The following is a 20954-nucleotide window of genomic DNA, read 5'->3' as shown; positions in this document are numbered from 1 at the left end:
CTCATATGAGCACAGTGTGTGAAGAAAATTACAATATATTTTACCACACTGAGATAAAATACTGAGTGCTAGAAGTCGGATTACGCTAGGGATGGCCAGATTATGTATAACGACACAATTACTTTTCAATTAGCCACACATTTTTTATCAAGAATTGCCTTACGACTGGAGTTTTTATTTAAAACTATCAATCAAGCATGTTATGAATCCCACGAAGTCATCCATCGCTTTGCTTTAAAACATATTATTGAAATTGTTGATATTATTGAAAAGCCGGAATTAAAAAGTAGATTTCTTAAAGAGTTAATTCGTATTGAACACGTTTTAAAAAAAAATAATCTACTCGAAACCACCCCAATATTTGATAATTTAGCAACACAAATTCATGTTTTAAATTATGTTCCTGGACGTTTTAGTAATTCAATACACGATGATGAGTTTTTGAAAATATTGAGACAGATTCATCATCCAAATACTAAGGAGTGTGAGTTTAACTCGCCTCATTTGGTGTCTTGGTTTGACCTGGATCCTTTACTAAGACAAAAAAGCATTCATCAATGGGTCCATTGTTTAAAGGATTTGGAACAAACCGTGGCAATTTATTTGGCACTTTTACGAGAAGCAACGCAATATATTCCAATTGTTGCGTATAACGGATTTTACCAACATAGCATCTCCCCAAAATCCGTGAATCATTTGATTTTATTGAAAATGGATAAACTGATGGGAATTATTCCAAAACTACAACTAGGTCATCATAGTTTAACAATCAGACTATACGAGTTATCAACAAATCAGGAAATACGCGACAATGCGGTTAATATGGAAATTGCTTTTTGTCAGATATAAAACAATAGCAGCCTCATAAAGAGAACCAATTGTAAATGAAATTGATAACCTTAAATATCTGGGGAGGCCATCTTAGAAACCCCCTATTGAAATTCATTCATGAGCATCGAGATGTAGATATTTTTTGTCTTCAGGAGGTCTACTATAACGCTCATCGTACTATAGTTGATAAAGAAAGGGAGTTAAGCCTTAATATATTCTCTGATTTAAAAAAACTGCTTCCAGAACATTACAGTGGACCCCATTGTCAAGACAGCGATCCGTTTAATTTAAGATATAACTTTAATTCTACTTTCTTTCGTTGACGAGGGTGCGTAGCACACGAGTCAACCACAATAGCAGTTAATGAAACACCTGTTATTGAGCCTGTGGGTATGTGGGCGCGAAGCCATCGAGTGTGGTCAAGCGGTGGATAACGTCTTTTTGTTATCCATGGCTTGTCCACATGTCCCGAAGGGCGATGGCTGATCCGCAGGACGCGTCCACATATCCACAGGCATTCCATTACGCTGCAGCCTCATATAGGCCAGCATAAACCTCTGACGGCGTGTATATTCCAAATGATTGATGAGGTCTTTCGTCGTTATAAAACTTGAAATACACCCTTAAACCATTTCGTAGTGCTAAAACTGTTCCGTATTCTTTTATGTAAATATCTTCATATTTGACTGAACGCCATAGCCGTTCAATGAACACATTATCCATCCATCGACCTTTCCCGTCCATGCTAATTTTGATGTCATGGTCTTTTAAAACATCGGTAAACGCCTTACTGGTAAACTGGGAGCCTTGATCCGTATTAAAAATATCAGGCCTGCCGTGGAGCCTGATGGCGCTCTCCAACGCGCTTACACAAAAGTCATCATCCATGCTGTTTGATACCTTCCAAGAGAGCACCTTGCGGCTATACCAGTCCATTATTGCCACCAAATATACAAAGCCTCCTTGCATCCTAACGTAGGTAATATCGGTGCACCAAACCTGATTGGGTCGATCAATCACTAAACCACGTAGCAAGTAGGGATAAACCTTTTGTTCCTTGTTCTTTTTACTCGTATTCGGCTTTGGTGCCACTGAAACCAGACCCATGATCCGCATCAAACGCTGCACTCTCTTACGGTTAACGTCATGGCCAAGGCGACGTAAATAAGAACGCATCTTTCTGCTTCCATAGAAAGGATGGCGCATGTATTCCTCATCAATCAAGACCATCAAAGCCAGATTCTCTGGGCTCTCGGTACATATTCCTTCGCCAGCAGTGCGATAGTAGCTAGCGCGTGACAAATTAACCAATGCACATTGGCGTACGATGCTGAGTGTAGGGTGATTGACATCAATCATGGCTCGCTTCTCCCGCACGCTCAACTTAGATGACCGGTCTTTTTTTTAAGCCAGTCTAACTCAACCGCTAGCTGGCCTATTTGCGTGTATAATCGATCTCGTTCTTGTATGATGGAGTCCATGTCTTTGTCATGCTTGCCGCTAAACAATTGCTTGCTTCCATCCAGTAATTGTTTTTTCCACAGATTGATTTGTGTTGCATGCACCTCAAATTCAGATGCCAATTCATTGGTCGTCTTGTGACTTTTTAATGCCTCAATTGCTACCTTTGCTTTGAAGTCAGATGTAAATTTTTTTTTAGCCACTTGGTACCCCGTTTAACAATGGTTTCTATTTTACACCACTGTCTCATTTTTGGGGTCCACTATACATAACGCTATATTTAAACCCGCCGTAGAAAATGTTTATGGAATTGCTATGCTGATTAAAAATAGTATTGATCTCATTGCTGAAGGAGAAATTAACATTCATCAAAAGCAACATTATCCAGGAATAGGTCTTAATCACGATAGAAACCTGCAGTGGATTGAATGTGAAATTAATAAGAAAATTTACTCTGTTCTCAATGTACATGGTCTTTGGAATGGCAAAGGGAAAAAAGATAGCCCGGAACGAATCAATCAATCCAAACGTATTCGTCATTTTATGGACACAATAAACACCCCTAAAATTTTATGTGGAGACTTTAACTTAAGGCCGGATACACAGAGCATGAAGATACTAGAGCAGGGAATGATCAATTTGGTAAGAATTAACAACATACGCTCGACAAGAACCCGATTTTATCCCAAAGAAGAAAAATTTGCCGACTACATTCTTACTTCACCAGAGATTGTAGTTAATGAGTTTACCGTTATGGATGACGAAGTTTCGGATCACTCAGCTTTGTATATTGACTTTAGTTGATTTGTTTAGCAACCTCATTTTAATGTTCAGCACAAATTCAACTATGGTTTAAATTGATCAATCTCTCCACTGGGTTGGTCCTCTACTGGGTTAGAAATATCAACTGCAGGATTGCTTGAAACTACACCGGCGTTTTTTCTATTTTTCTGCGTTAGAGAGTTTTGAGTAGTGCGCTCGGGACAACTGGAAATCTCAGAAGTTAATTTACTTAATTTTTTAGAAGACTCTTGAGTTAATAATGGTTGTACCACTGATTGAGGATCTTGAGTCAACGTACTCCCAGTCTCTACTGATGTTCTATTTTTGAATGCAAGCACTCCAAAAACTCCCCCACTAAACAGTCCAGCACCAACTCCCATTGCAGACGCAAGCGCGACAGCGCCTAAAACTCCAAGACCAAATGGCGCAAAAACACCCGTCAACACAAGAGTAACGCCAAGTGCTGCACCGATAGTTAATCCAATTAAACCTGCTATACCGCCGATACGAGTAGCTTCCATTGCCTGAGAAGTTTGACTGTCAGATTGGGGGATTAAATTTTGCAGTTTTATATATCTTGTTTCTTCTTTTTCAATGATTAAACGTTCATGATTAATATGGGCAAGTAGGCGTTGAATTGCTTGAAGCTCAGCGGTTCCCGCTACCAGTTTCTCCCCACCGATAGGTAATAGAATATTCCCTATCTATTCCTCATGGGCAGCAACAAGCAATTCACAAATCATCTGATTGCAAAACAAGCACTAATCGTTATCAAAACTCAAAAACTCATTTAAAACCAAAACAATAGCCGTGTTCAAAAATAAGATGCTATGAGGTATTAATGGGATTAAGTTTGATTTTCTCCTGCCCATGAATAATTGCGTTAAATAAATCATTCCAATTATCAACAAAATATTCACTGAATAGGCGTTTCATTTTATCCCAGAGACCAATTTTTGATTGGCGCATTTTTAGTGCTTTTTGGAACATATTACAACAAAGCTCCTGAACCTGATCAACAAAGAAAGCGAGCATCATCAATAAGGCTAGCATGGTCGAGAGATTTTTATATCCATGTCCAAAATTATGACCAAAGTGGTAGTTTAGGTTTTTGAGTGTATTAAATATGGGATTTTCTATTTTCCAGTTCGCACGTCCTCCTCGCATAATGTCATAAGCATTGTTATTGGTAATCGTTATGTCAGTGACCCAGCTAAAATGTTGCTTGCCACCCTTTTTATTTGTTTCCCAGTACTCCATGAAATTTACTTTAAAATCATAATGGCTTGTATTGAGTGGTGCGCCATTAATATAACGGTAACTGTGCGTCACCCCGTCTTCTGTTTTGTGCTCATAAGTAATACACTCATGTTCGTTGAGCCATTTAAATAGTGCTTTGTGATCCCCTTCTTTAGCACCCGTTATGAACTGCATATCCAGGTTTTTAAGCTCATTGAGGTGAGGGTAATTTGAAGCCAAGCTGTCTTCAACGACAATGACTTTTAAGTGTGGGTGTTCTCGTTTCAAATCCCTATATAACCGTTTGGAAGCGTTGCGTTCACAGTCGTTTTTAGTATCGCCATCTTCTTTCATGATAAGTTCTGGTACAAATGGAATAACCACTTTTTTATCCGGGTGAACTATGGCTGCGCAATACATATTGTGGTAATACGAGACCTTCTCGTCAGGAAATCGAGCATAATGATAGGATTTGATGGCCAGCTCTATTTCCGCCTTAACTTCTTTTGATAATTCCTTATACATTTTTTTATCATGCAGCAATGTAGGCAAACTATCGATATCTTTAATTGGAATCAAAGTAATTTTTTTGTGGTCATCTATATACCATAATGCAAAATATGTTCGTAGTGGATTAGCTAAAATATAACTACGTGCTTTCAGAGATAGGTCGGTAATAGATTGCTTTGTGGTTAAAACTACAGATAATTTGTGATCATGCTTAATACAACATTGGTCGCAATGAATTACATTGGATGCAAAAAATCCAGTTCCATCCCCAGCCAGTAAATAACGACCGTTTAGGTAACGATAAGATTCCAGGGATTTCCCTCTTTGAAGAAAGGCAAATAACCGCTTATAGACTTTACGCAGAGTAGATGGGGCTCCTTCATCCAATCGCTCGCGCATGTACGTATCACTAGGGATCTGTTCAATGCCATAAAGAGTTCCTAAATTATGTTGAACTTGGGGATCCAGTCGGTGACTCCTATCAAATTGGAGTAATGAAGGGTACTTGAGATTAAACATCGCAAAGGCAGACATCAAACAATCCGTCAACGAAATAACATTTTTCCCTGGCGCAGCATCACGGGGAGATTTGATTTTCTGAAACTCTTTACGAACTACAGTGATCAACCCAACTGCAGACAAAAATTTTCTTATTGGTAACATCTTTGGACATTCTATCATTCAGTTTTAAATTAAAGATAAAATAGCAAAAAAGTTTACGAAATAAAATAGTTGGGATGCAGTACTGGCGCACTGTTGAGTAGGTTACGGGAACTGCTGCTTGAAGCTCAAAAGGAAATGTATTTACAAGTTCACGAATCACGGCCTCATCTGGTTTATCAATCGGCCAATTTTCTGCCATTAAATCTACCAGGAGTTGTTGAATTATTTCATCGGTTTTTTCTTGTAATTTAATTAAAACTTCTTTCTTTTCCTTGAATTCGGCTTTATTGATTAAATAGTTTATGTGACCTTCCTCTAAAATAGGGAACCGAGATCCCTTATTAAACTTAGTAGGAAAACACGTGTAAAAACTTACATAATTATGCTGTAAATCCGTCAACAAATCGTTAATTAACTTCTCATTCTTTGATGCGAGCGCTTGATTAATGCGATCTTTTGATGATGCATATGAGCTCGGTTTTGCTCTGCTTGTTAATTCCTCAATCGTTTTATTTAACTGCTGAATGGTAATTTGGTAATGATCCTGCATGTAATGGATACGAGATTTACTGACAGTTTGAGCATCAAAATTGGTTATACCTTTACCCCTCAAATCAGCAACAGAAAAATGAAGCCCATCTAGAGGATCTGGATGTCCGTTGGGATTATAATTATCAGAATATAAAGTCCCTTCCGGGGCAGAATATGGCTTGAACGAAGAATAGCAAAATGGTGTTAAAACTGTAGGATCACTTTTTATTTCTTCTTCACCTTGATTGGGTGTAATGTAACTAATTTCAACCCCGGCATCCTGTAGTGCTTTCCATATATCTAACATCAAATTTTTAATATAAGCTTGATCAAATAAAAATTTATTTGTCACAGAATTATAGGGCAAATAAACACATAATTCTTTACCCCGTTGATCGCGATCAGCGGCATCGGCTAGCGTTCCATCCCACTGAGTCAAATCATTGGTTTCAATTTGAATTATCTTGGCTGTTGGATGATTTGGACCATTAAATACAGATAATCCATTTAACGCATTTAATGCGCTCTCAAGATTTGTTTTAGTGGGAAGAATTGCTACGCGAAATTGCCAGGTTTGGCCTTGATAATCATTGGCTGAATCCTCTGCTTCTACTCCATGATTCATTGCCCAATCATTTATTTTCACGGATTTTTCAAATGGCATGAACAACATCCCCACTAATTGTCTTATTTTTACTATATTAGAATGTTTTGTTGATATATTGGTATAGAAAAATTCATTGACTGTAAATTTTGTTGACTGTCGCACTTTAAATTAGAACTTGCCGAGCCATGAGCAACCTCTAGAGAAAATGAAATAGGAGCTATTCATGAAGGGTTGTATCATTAGGACGCTCGGACTCCAAGCCTTATCAGCGTTTTAAGAAAATTGAATGGATATACCTGCGCCCCAAAAATGGCTAAATCCACCAAGGCTACCATTGATACGTTGTCCAGCCTCCAAATCTATAGCTATGTTTTTTTTAATCAGATAAATGACTCCTGCATCGGTATTGAGCCCGGCATTATCCTCTGGCGAGGGTTTACTTTGGCCATATATTTCCCAATAAACACTAACTTTTTCTTTTGACCAGGATAATACAAGAGCTGGATTGACACTGGTGAATCGCATTCCTCCTTCATTAATGGATTGGGTTTGTGAGCTGACTCCAAGCATACCTGATAAATTTATTTCAGAAGTAAAATTGTAACCAAAAAGACCATTAACTATTCCACCTATTCTTTCACTCCCAAAATTGGCAGTACCGGAAGGGAGAATGACATAGCCATCAATAACAGTAACCCATTCAGAACTTGATCCAATTTGATGTTTAACTCCCATAACGGTTGCCTGATACCCTGTATATGGAAGTATATTTTGATGAATGTAATTAGGAAGTAATATATTAAACTCAAATTCGTCTGCCAAACCAAACCTTAATAAAGCTTCAGGAAAGTTTTGTTGAGTCCCTCCGCCTAAAAGGGACAGGTGTTGGTATCCAGATTCCATTACAATAGATTTATTAGGAACCAGGCACACACTATCAGCAATAGTTGGTCGATCAATAATGGAAAGTAAATCGGTGGGACCGCCGCAAGGGGGATTGCTGGAGCACCATGCAGCAATAGGCAATGCCAGTGCTAATGTTAAGACGAGCCCTTTATACCCAGAATCCATTTGCGTTAGACACTTGAACTAATGCAATCATCTGTGGCTAAAGGGGCTAACTCTATTGAGATTAAATCAAAAATTCCTTTGTTCGCCTCAGGAAAATCTTCAGGATTAAGCTTTTCTTTTTCCATCCATTTGATATTAAGTTGTCTTTCCAGACAGGAAGGTTTTCCACTAAATTCAGTCACCTGAAAAACAATTAATTGGACTGATTTATCTGGATATTGATGAGTAATTTCTCCAAGCAACTGGAACTTATTAATCTCAAGACCCACTTCCTCTCGAATCTCTCTTATCAGAGCCTGCTCCGCTCTTTCATTAGCCTCAAGCTTACCACCGGGAAACTCCCAGAATCCTCCATGTGGTATATGATAAGAGCGTTGGGTAATCAAAATCCGGTCTCTCTCATCCGTTATAATGGCAACAGCTACCTTCACGCGAGGCTGCCGTGACAAGATTTAAATTTTTTCCCTGAGCCACAAGGACAAGGATCATTTCGACCTATTTTTTTTTCATGTCTTTTGTAGGTTTGATCATGACTTTTCTCATTATCACCATAGGGGTCTTCATGGTTTAGACTCATTTTACGTATTTGCTCTGCACGTCGTTGTTCCTCAACAGCATTAGCATCTTCCTCAGTCTGAATTTCTACTGATAATAATAACTTGATTACATCGTACTTTAGATTATCCAACATCATGGTAAACAAAGTGTATGCTTCTTTTTTATACTCTTGTTTAGGGTCTTTTTGAGCATAGCCTCTGAGATGAATACCTTGGCGTAATTGATCCATGGCAGCTAAATGTTCACGCCAATGATTATCTAAAGTTTGTAAAATCACTGATTTTTCAAATTGTGATAACACTGGTCTGCCTGTCTTTCTTACTTTTTCATCATAAAGGTCTGTTGCCAAAGCACGTATTTTATCTTTAATTTGCTCTGGTTGAATGTGATGATCCGCATCAATCCACACTGATACTGGTGCCTTAATCTTAAATTCGTCAGCTAATACATCACCTAGAGCTTTAGAATCCCATTGATCTTCAAGACTTTGCGGCGGAATATACGTATCGACCAAGTCGGAGAGTACCTCTTCTTGCATCATAGCAACAATTTCTTCTGTATCTGACATTTCCATGATTGAAGCACGTTGTGTGTAAATGACTTGTCTTTGATCATTAGCCACGTTGTCATAATCCAGTAATTGCTTTCTCACGTCAAAATGATGCCCTTCCAGTTTACGTTGTGCATTTTCTATGGCTTTAGTTACCAAACTGTGTTCAATTGGCTCTCCAGGCTTCATACCCAAACGACGCATCATTGAGGCAACTCGCTCTGAAGCAAAAATGCGCATCAGATTATCTTCAAGAGACAAATAAAAACGACTGCTTCCATGATCACCCTGACGTCCCGCTCGACCACGCAATTGATTGTCTATACGTCGTGACTCGTGACGCTCAGAACCGATAATTCTTAAACCCCCAGAGGTTAATACTTCATCATGCCGCTGTTGCCATACTTTTTTAATTGCTTCTTTCTCTTCATCAGTCGCGGTTTCTGGTAATTGAGCTAAATCTGCAACCAAACTTCCACCAAGAACGATGTCAGTTCCCCTTCCTGCCATGTTAGTTGCAATAGTCACTGCACCAGGACGTCCGGCCTCAGCTATAATTTGCGCCTCTTTTTCATGAAATTTCGCATTTAAAACTTGATGTTTGATATTCACTTTTTTAAGCAGCTGGCTTAAATATTCTGATGCTTCAATAGAGGCTGTACCTACTAATACGGGTTGCTTACGAGTACCACACTCCTTAATATCTTCAATAATAGCCTCATATTTATCTATCTGATTCAAATAAACTAAATCGGCCTCATCTTTACGCATCATCGGTTTATTAGTAGGAATAACTACGACTTCAAGATTGTATATCTGTTGGAATTCGTAAGCTTCTGTGTCAGCTGTTCCAGTCATTCCAGACAATTTATTATACATCCTGAAAAAGTTCTGGAAGGTTATAGAAGCTAGAGTTTGATTTTCATTTTGAATAGACACCCCTTCTTTCGCTTCAACGGCTTGATGCAAGCCTTCTGACCAACGTCTGCCAGGCATCGTTCGCCCAGTATGTTCATCTACTATCACAACCTGGTTGTCTTTAACAATATAATCTACATCACGATGAAACATAGAATGTGCTTTTAAAGCAGCATTAACATGATGCATTAACATAATGTTACTGGCATGATATAAACTCTCACCAGGATCCAGCAACTTGGCTTTAGTGAGTAACTCCTCAATATGCAAATGACCAGCATCAGTTAAATGAGCCTGTTTTTGCTTTTCATCAATAGTAAAATCACCTTCACCACCCTCTTCTTCTTGTTTCGTTAACTGGGGTATAAGTGTGTTTATTTTAATATAAAGTTCGGAACTGTCTTCAGCTGCACCTGATATTATTAGTGGTGTACGTGCCTCATCGATTAAAATTGAATCTACTTCGTCGACTATTGCGAAATTAAGTACCCTTTGTACTTTATCTTCAAGACTAAAAGCCATGTTGTCGCGTAAATAATCAAATCCATATTCGTTATTGGTTCCATATACTATGTCCGCTTTATAAGCGGCCTGTTTATCGGTATGAGACATATCAGGATAAATAACCCCTACACTCAACCCTAAAAATTCAAAAATAGGTTTCATCCACTGGCTGTCACGCTTAGCAAGATAATCATTAACAGTTACAACATGAACTCCATGACCACTAATAGCATTAAGATAGGCTGGTAAAGTAGCAACTAAAGTTTTACCTTCCCCGGTACGCATTTCTGCAATGTTGCCTTCATGCAGTACCATTCCACCAATTAATTGCACGTCAAAATGACGCAGACCTAGAGTTCGAACTGATACCTCTCTGACTGTTGCAAAAGCTTCTGCCAGTAACTCATTAAGAGTTTCACCTTGAGCAAAACGAGCTTTAAAATGCTCTGTTTTTCCAGCCAACTCAGTATCGGTTAAAGCCTGCATTTGGGATTCAAATGCATTGACGGCCATTATTGCCTTTTCCATACGCCGTAATGTACGCTCATTTCGGCTTCCAAACATTTTCTTGATCAACGTATTCAGCATGGCCTAGATATTCCTCTGGAGGTTCCAAATAACAAACTCATTAATGTACTAGAATTCAATATAAAATGCCACGAATACCTTGGATTTGAATGATTAATCACAAGAATTGGGGATTATTTTGAAATTGTTGTCGTAGGAAGCACAACACAGAATAAAAAATAAGCACAGGATATCGAACTTACTATACCGCAAACGGAGTTATCTCAACTTACAAGGGGTATCTTGTTCCGCTAACTCCATGTCTGATAGGTAGTGGCGTAGCTCATCAAAATGGGTCAAATCCTTGGATTGCAAAATGGTCATTAATTTTTTTTTCCATTGACTAGTCCCGGGTATACCATAAACCAAATTAAAAACAGGTTTAACCAGAAGGCTTAATGGAATACCTCTACTGTACTCCTCAATTAAATAGTCAAGATATTGAATGAATACCTGACTGCGTTTTACTTTTGGAAATTCAGGGTAAAGCACATGATGAATCTCGGTAAGAAAATAGGGATTATCGCAAGCCAACCTCCCTAGCATCACTCCATCCACATAATCCAAATGAGTATTTATTTCTTCAATAGTTAATATATTACCGTTAATAACTATTGGAATATGAGGCAGTTCACTTTTTAACTGATACACAAAATCATAATTAACGGGTGGTATTGTTCTATTTTGCTTAGGATTCAGACCGTTTAACCAGGCTTTACGTGCATGTACAATCAATTTATCACATCCGGCATCAACGAGCTGATGAGCAAAAAAACTAAAAAACTCAAAGCTGTCTTGATTGTCAATGCCAATTCTGGTTTTAGCCGTAACTGGAATAGTTACGGCTTTTTTTATTGTCTGAATACATTGAACAACTTGCCGTGGTTCATTCATTAGACAGGCCCCAAAACGTCCAGCCTGAACTTTATCACTAGGACATCCAAGATTTAAGTTGATCTCATCGTATCCGGCCTTTTCGGCGATGATGGCGCAATGGGCCAAAGTGTCTGGATCAGAGCCTCCTAACTGAATGGCAAGCGGGTGTTCAATTCCAGCAAAATACAAAGCACGAGTTGGGTTATTATGTATGGCACCAGGCGTTTGCATTTCTGTGTACAAAAGAGCCTGGGGTGCAAGCAGGCGCATCAGGACACGAAAATGGCTGTAAGTCCAATCTATCATGGGAGCAATAGACAATTTAGATAACGCAGTATTCAATACCATTACATTTAAACCTGAATAAACTTCGTATTATATCTTGATGACAAGGATTTGTACAAAAATAATGTTGTTCACCAGGCTCACTCATCCAAGTTAACATGAATACGCAAACCTAAAAATGCCCAATAATTAAGTGTTGCTCGACAGACTAATTGTCGCCAGCTCTCTAATTATTAGCCTCTAGTGCTTCCTGATTAGTAATATTCATCGTTTGTATCAATAATTGCAATCTCGTTCTGCCTTGAAAAAAATTAACATCTAGTTTATAAGCAGCATGAATGTATTTCACTCGATGATTTGGCCATGACTTTAAATCTATATTAAAGGCAATGGCATCAAGGCAATCACCACCTTGTGGAGAAATTAAAGTTAATTTCAAGTGATTTGTTCCAACAAGTCGTTGATCGAGAATCTCAAAAATATTATCAAAAACTGGCTCTGCAAACTGTTGCCCCCAAGGACCTGCCTGTTGGATAACATGTGCGGTTTCCAAACTCAAGTCTTTTTCCTGCAATGGTCCATCGGTGAGTAACTCCCCTTCGCATTGAGATAACTCAAGATGCTTATCCACTTCAGTAACGAAGGCACTACGAAACACATCAAGGGAGTCAATATTAATACTTAAACCTGCAGCCATTGCATGGCCGCCAAATTTAGTAATTAATCCGGGATAATCTTTGTCCACAGCAGCCAGTACATCCCTGATATTTAAATCAGGGACGGAGCGAGCAGAGCCTTTCAACTCATGATCATTAACTAAAGAAAACGCAATTACGGGGCGATGATATCGTTCTTTCATTCGCCCAGCTAAAATACCAATAACCCCTTGATGCCAAGTTTTATCATAAAGACACAGTGCTATGGGCAAATGGCTGGTTTTATAATCGGCAGTTAGGGATAATTTATCTAAAGCAAGCATGGCCTGTTCTTTCATTCCCATTTCAATTTTTTTTCTTTCCTGGTTCAGCTCATCCAGTTGCTGGCAATAATTTCTTGCTTGTTGCCTGTCTATACTAATTAAGCACTCTATGCCTAAAGCCATATCATCAAGTCTTCCGGCTGCATTTAACCTTGGTGCTATAGCAAATCCCAGATCCGACTCTCTTAAACGAGAACACTCTCTACCAGATATTTCAATAAGTGCTTTGATTCCTTCGCGGCAATTTCCTTGACGTATTCTGGCCATTCCTTGATTCACCATAATTCTATTATTTTGATCAAGACCTACGACGTCAGCTACCGTCCCTAATGCAACCAGATCAAGAAAGCTTGCCATATTTGGCTCAGATAAGTTCATTTCATTAAACCAATTGGTATTGGCAAGATGTCGACGTAATGCAAGCATGACATAAAAAATAACTCCAACACCTGCAATAGACTTACTGGGAAAGTCACAACCTTGTTGATTAGGATTAACAATGGCACAAGCATTGGGAACTGTTTCAGCAGGTAAATGATGATCTGTTATCAATACATCAATACCCAATTGATTTGCCGTTTCAACCCCTTCAAAACTGGCTATTCCATTATCTACAGTAATAATCAGGTGGGGTTGCCATTTACTTGCTACTTCAACAATAGCCGGAGTCAAGCCATAACCATATTCAAAACGATTAGGAACTAAATACTCAACAAATTTTGCTCCCATGGCCCGCAAAGCTGTAATGCCAACAGCAGTAGAGGTAGCACCATCCGCGTCAAAGTCTCCTATAATCAGCATGCGCTGTTGCTCTCGCAACGCTGTTTCAAGACGAACACATGCCTCATTAATACCTTTAAGCGTATTAAAAGGAAGTAATGTTTGCAGTTGCTTATTCAGTTGAGACTCATCTGTGATCCCTCTGGCAGCATAGATACGCTTTAAAACATTCGGTACGTTGGGTAAATTTATAAAATCGGTAGTTAGCTGGCGTTGTTTAATGAGCATGAGTCAGTTTTCTCCAAAGACGAGTAAGCCAATTAAGATCATTAAGGCTATATGCTAAGTTATTCCAATACCAGCAAGCAGGTATTTTTTTCAATTGCTCTTTATGTTCTTTGCTCAAAATATCCATATTGCTTATTAATAAAATGGAGTATTCTTCTATAAATATACCTGGGTTATAAAGGGATACATTATCAGAACAATTTTGCGCAATAGTAAAAAAATGCTCATCAGCACAGACAGTAATTGATTTTTTTTCCTCTAAATGAACTCCGCCCCATATCCAGACTCCATTCAATGTTGATTTATTGGAATGTGATGCAAAAAACATTTGACCTTCAGTAAAAAACTTTTGCCAAGACATGGTCGAATCGAGCTGTGATAACTCGGGCATAAGTGAATGATTTACTAGTTGATGTACCGGTTTCGCGTTTATAGTTGGTTTATTTATAGCCTGTAATAACCATGTTTCAGCATCATGGTAATAAAGACTAATATGTTCGGCTGCAAGATACTCGGAATACAATTGAAACCAGTATCTTGAGGTGGTTTCGTCAAGTTGAAGATCTTTATCAGCCGCCACGATCATTGCGTCATTATGAGTGGCCTGCCAGTGCACAGGACTTGCGACAAGCCAATCCCCCTCAAGATGATGAACTCGTCTTAATACGTCTGCCAAAGGAACTTCAACTGCATCATATCCGAGACAGGTCAAAAAATTCAGTACTGCCTTTCCCTGAGACATGCAAGATTTAGACTGTTCTGGAATAAAAGGACACTCTGAATCAATAACAACATTCATATTATACAGCCTTAAGCAATCCGTCCCGTTTAAATAAGGCTTTTAAGTTCCTTAATGCCTGACGCATACGATCTTTATTCTCGATAAGCCCAAACCGTACATAAGCATCGCCTTGTTGGCCAAAGCCTATTCCTGGAGATACAGCAACCTGAGCCTCTTTTAACAGATATTTACTAAATTCCAGGGAACCCATTGAAAGATAATGAGGGGGAATCGGTGCCCACACAAACATGGTGGCCTTAGGTTTCGTTACTTCCCAACCTATTTCATTCAAACCATCACATAGTATATTTCGGCGTTTTTCATATAGATCCCTGATTTCCCTAACACAATCATCAGGGCCTTCAAGTGCTGCAATTGCAGCAACCTGAATCGGAGTAAACGTCCCGTAATCCAGATACGACTTAATGCGAGTAAGGGCTGCGACTAACTCTTCGTTGCCGCAAGCAAAACCAACACGCCAACCAGGCATATTGTAGGACTTAGACATGGAGTATGTTTCAATGGAGACGTCTATTGCCCCTGGAACCTGTAATATGGATGGGGCCTTATAACCATCAAATACAATATCTGCATAAGCTAAATCATGGATAATCCAGATTTTATGCCGTTTAGCCAAATCCACAACTTGTTCAAAGAACGAATACTCAACACAGTGAGTACTTGGATTTGCCGGAAAATTAATCACAAGCGCTTTAGGTTTTGGCCAGCTTTGGGTAATTGCCTCTTCAACTGCAATCAGAAACTGGGATTCGTCTATTAAAGGCACTTGCTTCACATTGGCACCAGCAATTATAAACCCATAGGTATGGATGGGATAGGCCGGATCCGGTACTATTACCGTATCACCAGGACCACTTATTGCTAAAGCCAAATGAGCGAGCCCCTCTTTAGATCCAATTGTGGCCAGTACTTGTGTTTCACTATTTAAACGAACATCATAATTACGATGATACCATGCAGCCATGGCACGACGTAAACGGGGTATTCCTTTAGACATTGAATAGCGATGAGTATCAGGCCTTTGCGCTGCTTCTATAAGTTTATTTACGATATGCGGGGGTGTTGGTTGATCCGGATTACCCATCCCAAAATCAATGATGTCCTCTCCACGCGCCCTAGCTTCTGTTTTAAGTTGATTCAATGTATTAAATACATAAGGGGGCAAGCGTTTGATACGTGGAAACTGACTCATAAATATGTACCTCTGTGATATACTGTTAATACTATAACTCAATGAAATTTCAAAATCATGCATATCAATTTGGAAGCAACAGAACAGCACGCGGTTCAAGCATACAGTGATAAGAAAATTCAGATAAATTCCATCATTTATGAAACTAGTTTAATTGTTTCTAAAGAAGAAATCATCAGTGATGTCGCAATTAATCATATTCAAGACATTGACGAATCTTATCTTAACTTATTGTTAAAATTAAAACCAGAACTCGTCATCATTGGCCATAAAAACGCAGGTACATTTCCTCCAATGTCAATTATTAATCAGTTAGCCTCACATCATGTTGGAATTGAATTCATGTCCATTGGGGCAGCATGTCGGACTTATAATGTTTTACTCAGTGAACATAGGGCAGTTATAGCGGGTTTTATTATGTAAACACTGTCCTACAACTTTTTTATTTACAACCTGTCGCAATTTGAGAAACATTGACTTCACTCATTGACAGGTCTTTAAATTGTGACTTAAGATCGATAAATTCCTTTGTTCTTAACTGATACAGTGTCTTCATGGCATTTAAATCTACCAAACATCCATCCTTCCCCAACAATATCGAGTTAAATGCGCCAGCTCGTTCCATACCCTTGTATATGGCGAACTCAATACCGAGTTTGGAGTCAATAGCGAACCAATTTTCTTTGTTTTTTGCTCCCCAATTATAAAACTGTGTCGATGGTTTCGGCCAAGAATTAATTGCTCGTGTTGGATCATCAGAGCAATATTCATAAACGACATGCATAGGAAAAAGTTTCTGTGCGCCACCCACGCCCTCCCTCCACTGCTTTGAGATTTTAGGATCATCCTTTATATCGGATTGGCTTAGATAATCATATTGAGTTTGCAGTTCGTTAATAATGGTATTCTCGAAGTCAAAATGATTCTCTGTGAATTTATTGCCATTGAAGCAGTATGTAATACCTTTTGTTTTCACTTGATGATGTTGAGAGCGTAATGTTGTCAGTATCTTCTTACCCTCTTCATCCTGATGTACACAATCAAGCATCATCTCCCACATGTATTTATCCAGAGCCCAAAGCGAGTATTCAAAACCACTGATAGATTCAAAAATACGCCCAGAGCAATCCGATATCTGGCCTTTTTTAAAAATTAAATGAATATCTATTTTCAACATTCCGACAACAGCATGATACTCACCATGAACCACATGGAATAAAAATCTACGCACATCCAACATGGGTTTAAAGAGATTCCAATGCTTCCTAGAAATAGTAGATAGGTTTATTAAATCAGATGTAGGTAAATAGTAAGCTGTTGCAAATTTGATGTCCTGTGGTAGCTGACCCAGGATGTCCAATTTATCGTTCATACTGTTCGTCTTACTCTGTGAAGTAGATCAGAAAATAATAATTGATTTATATACCTATCGTCTTGTGCAACCACTCATATCTGTCTTCTTGCCTCTAAAACATTGGGTATTTGTTCTAATTTTGCCAGTAATCGAGATAAACTATTTAACCCATCGATTTCAACTGTTAAATTGATATAAGCCATATTTTCATGCTGATTACTATTCGTCTGTAATGCATAAACATGTGCTTTTTCGTTAGACAATAAAGAGGTGACGTCTTTTAATAATTCTGCTCTATCAAAAGCTTTAATCAAGACATCAACCACATAATTTTCTCGTGTGGAACTACCCCAGCTCACTTGTAAAAATCGTTGCTTTTGCCTTTCACTTGCATGAATAATGTTTGGACAATCTCTTCTATGAACCGAAACTCCACGGCCAATTGTAATATAACCAATCACTTCATCTCCCGGCACAGGTTGACAACATCTTGCCGTAAAAGTAAGTAAATTACCAACACCTTCAATTTTTAAATCACTACCAGTAACTTCCGGTTTTTTCTGCTGTGGTTTAACAAACTTAATAATATTCTGCTCGGAAGTTTCTGGTGGGGCCAGACGGTTAACAACCTGTCCCATTTTAATATCTCCACGTCCCAAACTGGCATAAAGATCATCTGTTTTTTTGAAATGCAGCGCAGTAGCAACATCATTTAATTTATCCGATTTTATACCTAGAGATTTTAATTCTTTATCTAATAATTCTCGACCATCCTGAACATTTTTGTCATAGTCCTGCATCTTAAACCAATGCAATACTTTAGCTTTAGCTCTGGCAGTTTTCAGGTAATTCAAATGAGGATTAATCCAATCTCGAGATGGTTTTATTTCCTTACCGGTTAACACCTCTACTTTATCGCCTGTTTTTAACTGATATGTTAACGGTACAATGTTCCCATTTATTTTTGCACCACGACATCTATGTCCTAAATCACTATGAACATGATATGCAAAATCAAGAGGAGTTACACCTTGTTGCATATCAAGTACATCACCATCCGGGGTAAAAACATAAACTCTATCTTCAAGAAACTCTGTAGCGATATTCTCAGCAACACCTTTGTTGGTCGCCATTTCCTGATGCCAAGCCAATACGTCACGTAGCCATTCAATTTTGCGTTCATGACTTTCTTTTTGTTGGATCCCGCCTTCTTTATATTTCCAATGAGCTGCAACACCCATTTCGGCCAAATCATGCATATGAAACGTTCTGATTTGGACTTCAAACACCCGCCCTTCCGGACCCTCCACGGCCGTATGCAAAGATTGATATCCATTTGGTTTTGGATTAAAAATGTAGTCATCAAACTCTGCTGGAATCTGCTTCCATAAAGTATGAACCATTCCTAATACTTCATAACACTGGATTTCAGTATCTACCAAAACTCGCACAGCGGTTGCATCATATATTTCATCAAGAGCTACATTTTTGCGCTGCATTTTTTTAGCAATACTATGGATATGCTTCGAACGACCGTAAACTGCAAAATGGCGAGCACCTATTGTCTTAATTTGATTGTTCAGCTGATCTACAATCTTGTTTACAAAATTATCTCTATCCAATCGCTTGGCTTTGAGTCCTTTGGCAATAGCTTTATATTCATCTGGATGCAAGTATCGAAAAGCAAGATCCTCCATTTCCCATTTTATAGCACCAATTCCTAACCTGTTAGCCAGGGGGGCATAAATCTTCATGGCTTCTGTAGCCAGTTGTTTGCGTATAGTCTCTGGCAGATGACCTGCTGTCCTTAAGATGCACAGTCGTTCTGCTAATTTGATTAAAACAACTCGAACATCATCGACCATGGCCAATAGCATTTTTCGAATGTTATCAATTTGCTGTTTATTTTGAGGATATTTATTTAATACCTGAAAATTGTTTATGGCACTCATTTTTTCTATGCCTTTAACCAGTTTAGCAATATTGTGCCCCAGCTGTTCCTCTACATCATCAATAGACAAATCAGCATAGTGAACATTTTCAAAAATGATAGCGGCTGCTATCGTTTCTTGATCAACTTCAAGATCGGCAAGCAAGTCAGCCATAGACAGACCTTGTTGTAAGCAGGTTTGTCCGGTTTCTGTTGCATGCTCTTGCCCCGCTAGTTGACTTAAGGTGCAGGCGTTACGAATGAGCTCAAGATTTTCCAAGTAGCCTTTTGAGCTAAGCTGATGTAACCACATCCCTACATCAATAGTGCCATCAGAAGACAACGGAGTGGTATCTTTTACTCTAACCATGACTTTTATCCTTTTTCAAACAAGGCTATAGATTCAACATGTGCCGTATGGGGGAACATATCCATTACCCCTGCTTTCATCAAAATATAACCTTTTTGATTTACTAATATATCTGTATCTCGTGCTAATGTTACTGGGTTACACGATACATATACAATCCGTTCCGGGTTAAGTGAATCAATCTGTTTCACAATTTCCAGAGCGCCTGATCTCGGGGGGTCAATCAGTACTTTGTTAAATGATTGTCGAACGAGATTTTTAATTTCCGTTATATCATCTAAATTAGCAGCATAAAAATCTACATTGGACAGATGATTTGCTTTTGCATTCATGTAAGCTCTTTCAACCATGGTTTTACTGCCCTCAACACCAACTACTTTAGAACAAAATTGAGCCATAGGAAGTGAAAAATTGCCTAACCCACAAAATAAGTCTAGCACCATATCTGTATTTTTTAAGTCCATCAGCTGTAGTGCCAGTTTTACCATTGAGCGATTAAGCTCTGCATTTACCTGAGTAAAGTCAGTTGGATGAAATTGAAAGTTAATTTTATAATCAGGCAAATTATAAGCTAAATACTCACTGGAGTTTGGAGGATAAAAACAATAAACACTCTCTGGACCACCTGGTTGAAGGAATATCTTATATCGATATTGTTTGGCAAACTGCTCAATTTTGATTTCATCTTCATCAGCTAACGATTTTAAATTACGGAAGATAAGTCCGATATCGTCATCACCCGCAGCAACTTCTATCTGCGCAATACAATGCTTATCTTTCATCGAGTCTATTAAATGTCTTAGAGGGATTATATCTGCATCAATTTTGGCATTTAAAACAGGACATTGAGTTATCTCAGTAATATATCGAGGATTATTTCGTTCGCGAAACCCAACCATAGCCGATTGTTTTTTTTCAACAAAGCGAACACTTAAGCGAGCTTTATTCCTATAGTTCCAATACGCACCGGTTAAAGGCGGTAAAATCATCTGCGGTTTAGTATGGCCAAATCGTGATAACAAATCTAAAAGCTGCTTTTGTTTGAAATAAATTTGCTCTTGTTCACTCATATGCTGTAGAGAGCACCCTCCACACATCTGATAGTGAGGGCATTTTGGCTCCACCCGCAATGGTGAGTGCTCAATAACAGATAATAATCGCCCTTCATCAAAGTCTTTTTTGACCCGAGTATATTGAAACTCAACGGTTTCATCAGTTAAGGCCCCCTGAATAAAGGTTGCTTTCCCGTTGATGCGCGCCACGCCCTTACCATCATGACTTAAATTAGCAATTTGGGCTTTTTGAGGGGTAGGATCTGGTCTGGATTTAATTCTTTTCATTAAATAATTCTCTTAAATTATCACT

At 38.6% G+C, this 20954-nt stretch carries 16 protein-coding genes and 1 pseudogene; 3 read left to right on the top strand and 14 right to left on the bottom strand.

Translation table 11 applies throughout. The features are described 5' to 3' along the window. The first annotated feature begins 102 nt into the window (after positions 1-102). Positions 103-849, top strand: coding sequence for a cell division protein ZapD (gene zapD, locus HRS36_RS09800; protein ID WP_173237172.1), 747 nt, complete (start codon positions 103-105; stop codon positions 847-849). Between the two features lie 504 nt (positions 850-1353). Here the strand turns inward: zapD and HRS36_RS09795 are convergent. After that, a pseudogene (locus tag HRS36_RS09795) lies at positions 1354-2495 on the bottom strand (IS3 family transposase). A 112-nt stretch (positions 2496-2607) separates the two neighbouring features. Here HRS36_RS09795 and HRS36_RS09790 point away from each other — a divergent pair. Beyond that, positions 2608-3096 (top strand): endonuclease/exonuclease/phosphatase family protein, encoded by a 489-nt coding sequence (locus HRS36_RS09790; RefSeq protein ID WP_226905444.1) that lies wholly within the window; start codon positions 2608-2610, stop codon positions 3094-3096. 41 nt (positions 3097-3137) lie between these two features. Here HRS36_RS09790 and HRS36_RS09785 read toward each other — a convergent pair whose 3' ends face one another. From HRS36_RS09785 to alaC, 10 genes are all read right to left on the bottom strand, one after another. Then, on the bottom strand, positions 3138-3596 hold the full coding sequence (locus HRS36_RS09785) for a hypothetical protein (protein ID WP_173237171.1): 459 nt from the start codon (positions 3594-3596) through the stop codon (positions 3138-3140). Positions 3597-3903: 307 nt separating this feature from the next. Then, entirely contained in the window at positions 3904-5487 is a 1584-nt protein-coding gene (locus HRS36_RS09780) for a hypothetical protein (RefSeq protein WP_173235428.1), read from the bottom strand. Then, positions 5432-6682 carry a hypothetical protein gene (locus HRS36_RS09775; protein ID WP_173237170.1) on the bottom strand — a complete coding sequence of 417 codons (1251 nt, stop codon included), beginning with the start codon at positions 6680-6682 and terminating at the stop codon, positions 5432-5434. The genes HRS36_RS09780 and HRS36_RS09775 overlap by 56 nt, the downstream gene beginning before the upstream one ends. 216 nt (positions 6683-6898) lie before the next feature. Then, the gene (locus HRS36_RS09770; RefSeq protein WP_173237169.1) at positions 6899-7696 is read right to left on the bottom strand and encodes a transporter; all 798 of its coding nucleotides are present in this window, start codon (positions 7694-7696) and stop codon (positions 6899-6901) included. A 5-nt stretch (positions 7697-7701) separates the two neighbouring features. Further along, positions 7702-8127 (bottom strand): 8-oxo-dGTP diphosphatase MutT, encoded by a 426-nt coding sequence (mutT, locus tag HRS36_RS09765; RefSeq protein WP_173237168.1) that lies wholly within the window; start codon positions 8125-8127, stop codon positions 7702-7704. After that, a complete protein-coding gene (gene secA, locus HRS36_RS09760) occupies positions 8124-10814 on the bottom strand; it encodes a preprotein translocase subunit SecA (RefSeq protein ID WP_173237167.1) in 2691 nt (896 codons plus the stop codon). The genes mutT and secA overlap by 4 nt, the downstream gene beginning before the upstream one ends. A 198-nt stretch (positions 10815-11012) precedes the next feature. Next, the gene (dusA, locus tag HRS36_RS09755) at positions 11013-12017 is read right to left on the bottom strand and encodes a tRNA dihydrouridine(20/20a) synthase DusA (protein WP_173237166.1); all 1005 of its coding nucleotides are present in this window, start codon (positions 12015-12017) and stop codon (positions 11013-11015) included. A 163-nt stretch (positions 12018-12180) separates the two neighbouring features. Further along, positions 12181-13941 (bottom strand): single-stranded-DNA-specific exonuclease RecJ, encoded by a 1761-nt coding sequence (recJ, locus tag HRS36_RS09750; RefSeq protein ID WP_173237165.1) that lies wholly within the window; start codon positions 13939-13941, stop codon positions 12181-12183. Continuing rightward, entirely contained in the window at positions 13931-14740 is an 810-nt protein-coding gene (locus HRS36_RS09745) for a hypothetical protein (RefSeq protein ID WP_173237164.1), read from the bottom strand. The genes recJ and HRS36_RS09745 overlap by 11 nt, the downstream gene beginning before the upstream one ends. Position 14741: 1 nt before the next feature. Next, entirely contained in the window at positions 14742-15935 is a 1194-nt protein-coding gene (gene alaC, locus HRS36_RS09740) for an alanine transaminase (protein ID WP_173237163.1), read from the bottom strand. A 57-nt stretch (positions 15936-15992) separates the two neighbouring features. On the opposite strand from alaC, the gene HRS36_RS09735 reads away from it, so the two are divergent. After that, positions 15993-16358 carry an Mth938-like domain-containing protein gene (locus HRS36_RS09735; RefSeq protein ID WP_173237162.1) on the top strand — a complete coding sequence of 122 codons (366 nt, stop codon included), beginning with the start codon at positions 15993-15995 and terminating at the stop codon, positions 16356-16358. A 19-nt stretch (positions 16359-16377) separates the two neighbouring features. On the opposite strand, the gene HRS36_RS09730 is transcribed toward HRS36_RS09735, so the two are convergent. From HRS36_RS09730 to rlmD, 3 genes are all read right to left on the bottom strand, one after another. Next, a complete protein-coding gene (locus HRS36_RS09730; RefSeq protein ID WP_173237161.1) occupies positions 16378-17307 on the bottom strand; it encodes an F-box protein in 930 nt (309 codons plus the stop codon). 74 nt (positions 17308-17381) lie between these two features. Beyond that, the gene (gene relA, locus HRS36_RS09725; protein WP_173237160.1) at positions 17382-19589 is read right to left on the bottom strand and encodes a GTP diphosphokinase; all 2208 of its coding nucleotides are present in this window, start codon (positions 19587-19589) and stop codon (positions 17382-17384) included. 5 nt (positions 19590-19594) lie between these two features. After that, positions 19595-20929, bottom strand: coding sequence for a 23S rRNA (uracil(1939)-C(5))-methyltransferase RlmD (rlmD, locus tag HRS36_RS09720; protein WP_173237159.1), 1335 nt, complete (start codon positions 20927-20929; stop codon positions 19595-19597). Positions 20930-20954 lie beyond the last annotated feature (25 nt).

Source organism: Legionella antarctica, from assembly GCF_011764505.1.
Taxonomy (GTDB): domain Bacteria; phylum Pseudomonadota; class Gammaproteobacteria; order Legionellales; family Legionellaceae; genus Legionella; species Legionella antarctica.
The sequence above is the reverse complement of the archived record's forward strand: the minus strand, read 5'-3'. Positions and strand labels throughout refer to the sequence as shown.

What these genes read in the sequence shown, in the direction of transcription:
- zapD (WP_173237172.1), top strand. Translation starts at nt 103, where the DNA reads ATGTATAACGACACAATTACTTTTCAATTAGCCACACATTTTTTATCA.
- HRS36_RS09790 (WP_226905444.1), top strand. Translation starts at nt 2,608, where the DNA reads ATGCTGATTAAAAATAGTATTGATCTCATTGCTGAAGGAGAAATTAAC.
- HRS36_RS09785 (WP_173237171.1), bottom strand. Translation starts at nt 3,596, where the DNA reads ATGGAAGCTACTCGTATCGGCGGTATAGCAGGTTTAATTGGATTAACT.
- HRS36_RS09780 (WP_173235428.1), bottom strand. Translation starts at nt 5,487, where the DNA reads ATGTTACCAATAAGAAAATTTTTGTCTGCAGTTGGGTTGATCACTGTA.
- HRS36_RS09775 (WP_173237170.1), bottom strand. Translation starts at nt 6,682, where the DNA reads ATGCCATTTGAAAAATCCGTGAAAATAAATGATTGGGCAATGAATCAT.
- HRS36_RS09770 (WP_173237169.1), bottom strand. Translation starts at nt 7,696, where the DNA reads ATGGATTCTGGGTATAAAGGGCTCGTCTTAACATTAGCACTGGCATTG.
- secA (WP_173237167.1), bottom strand. Translation starts at nt 10,814, where the DNA reads ATGCTGAATACGTTGATCAAGAAAATGTTTGGAAGCCGAAATGAGCGT.
- dusA (WP_173237166.1), bottom strand. Translation starts at nt 12,017, where the DNA reads ATGGTATTGAATACTGCGTTATCTAAATTGTCTATTGCTCCCATGATA.
- recJ (WP_173237165.1), bottom strand. Translation starts at nt 13,941, where the DNA reads ATGCTCATTAAACAACGCCAGCTAACTACCGATTTTATAAATTTACCC.
- HRS36_RS09745 (WP_173237164.1), bottom strand. Translation starts at nt 14,740, where the DNA reads ATGAATGTTGTTATTGATTCAGAGTGTCCTTTTATTCCAGAACAGTCT.
- alaC (WP_173237163.1), bottom strand. Translation starts at nt 15,935, where the DNA reads ATGAGTCAGTTTCCACGTATCAAACGCTTGCCCCCTTATGTATTTAAT.
- HRS36_RS09735 (WP_173237162.1), top strand. Translation starts at nt 15,993, where the DNA reads ATGCATATCAATTTGGAAGCAACAGAACAGCACGCGGTTCAAGCATAC.
- HRS36_RS09730 (WP_173237161.1), bottom strand. Translation starts at nt 17,307, where the DNA reads ATGAACGATAAATTGGACATCCTGGGTCAGCTACCACAGGACATCAAA.
- relA (WP_173237160.1), bottom strand. Translation starts at nt 19,589, where the DNA reads ATGGTTAGAGTAAAAGATACCACTCCGTTGTCTTCTGATGGCACTATT.
- rlmD (WP_173237159.1), bottom strand. Translation starts at nt 20,929, where the DNA reads ATGAAAAGAATTAAATCCAGACCAGATCCTACCCCTCAAAAAGCCCAA.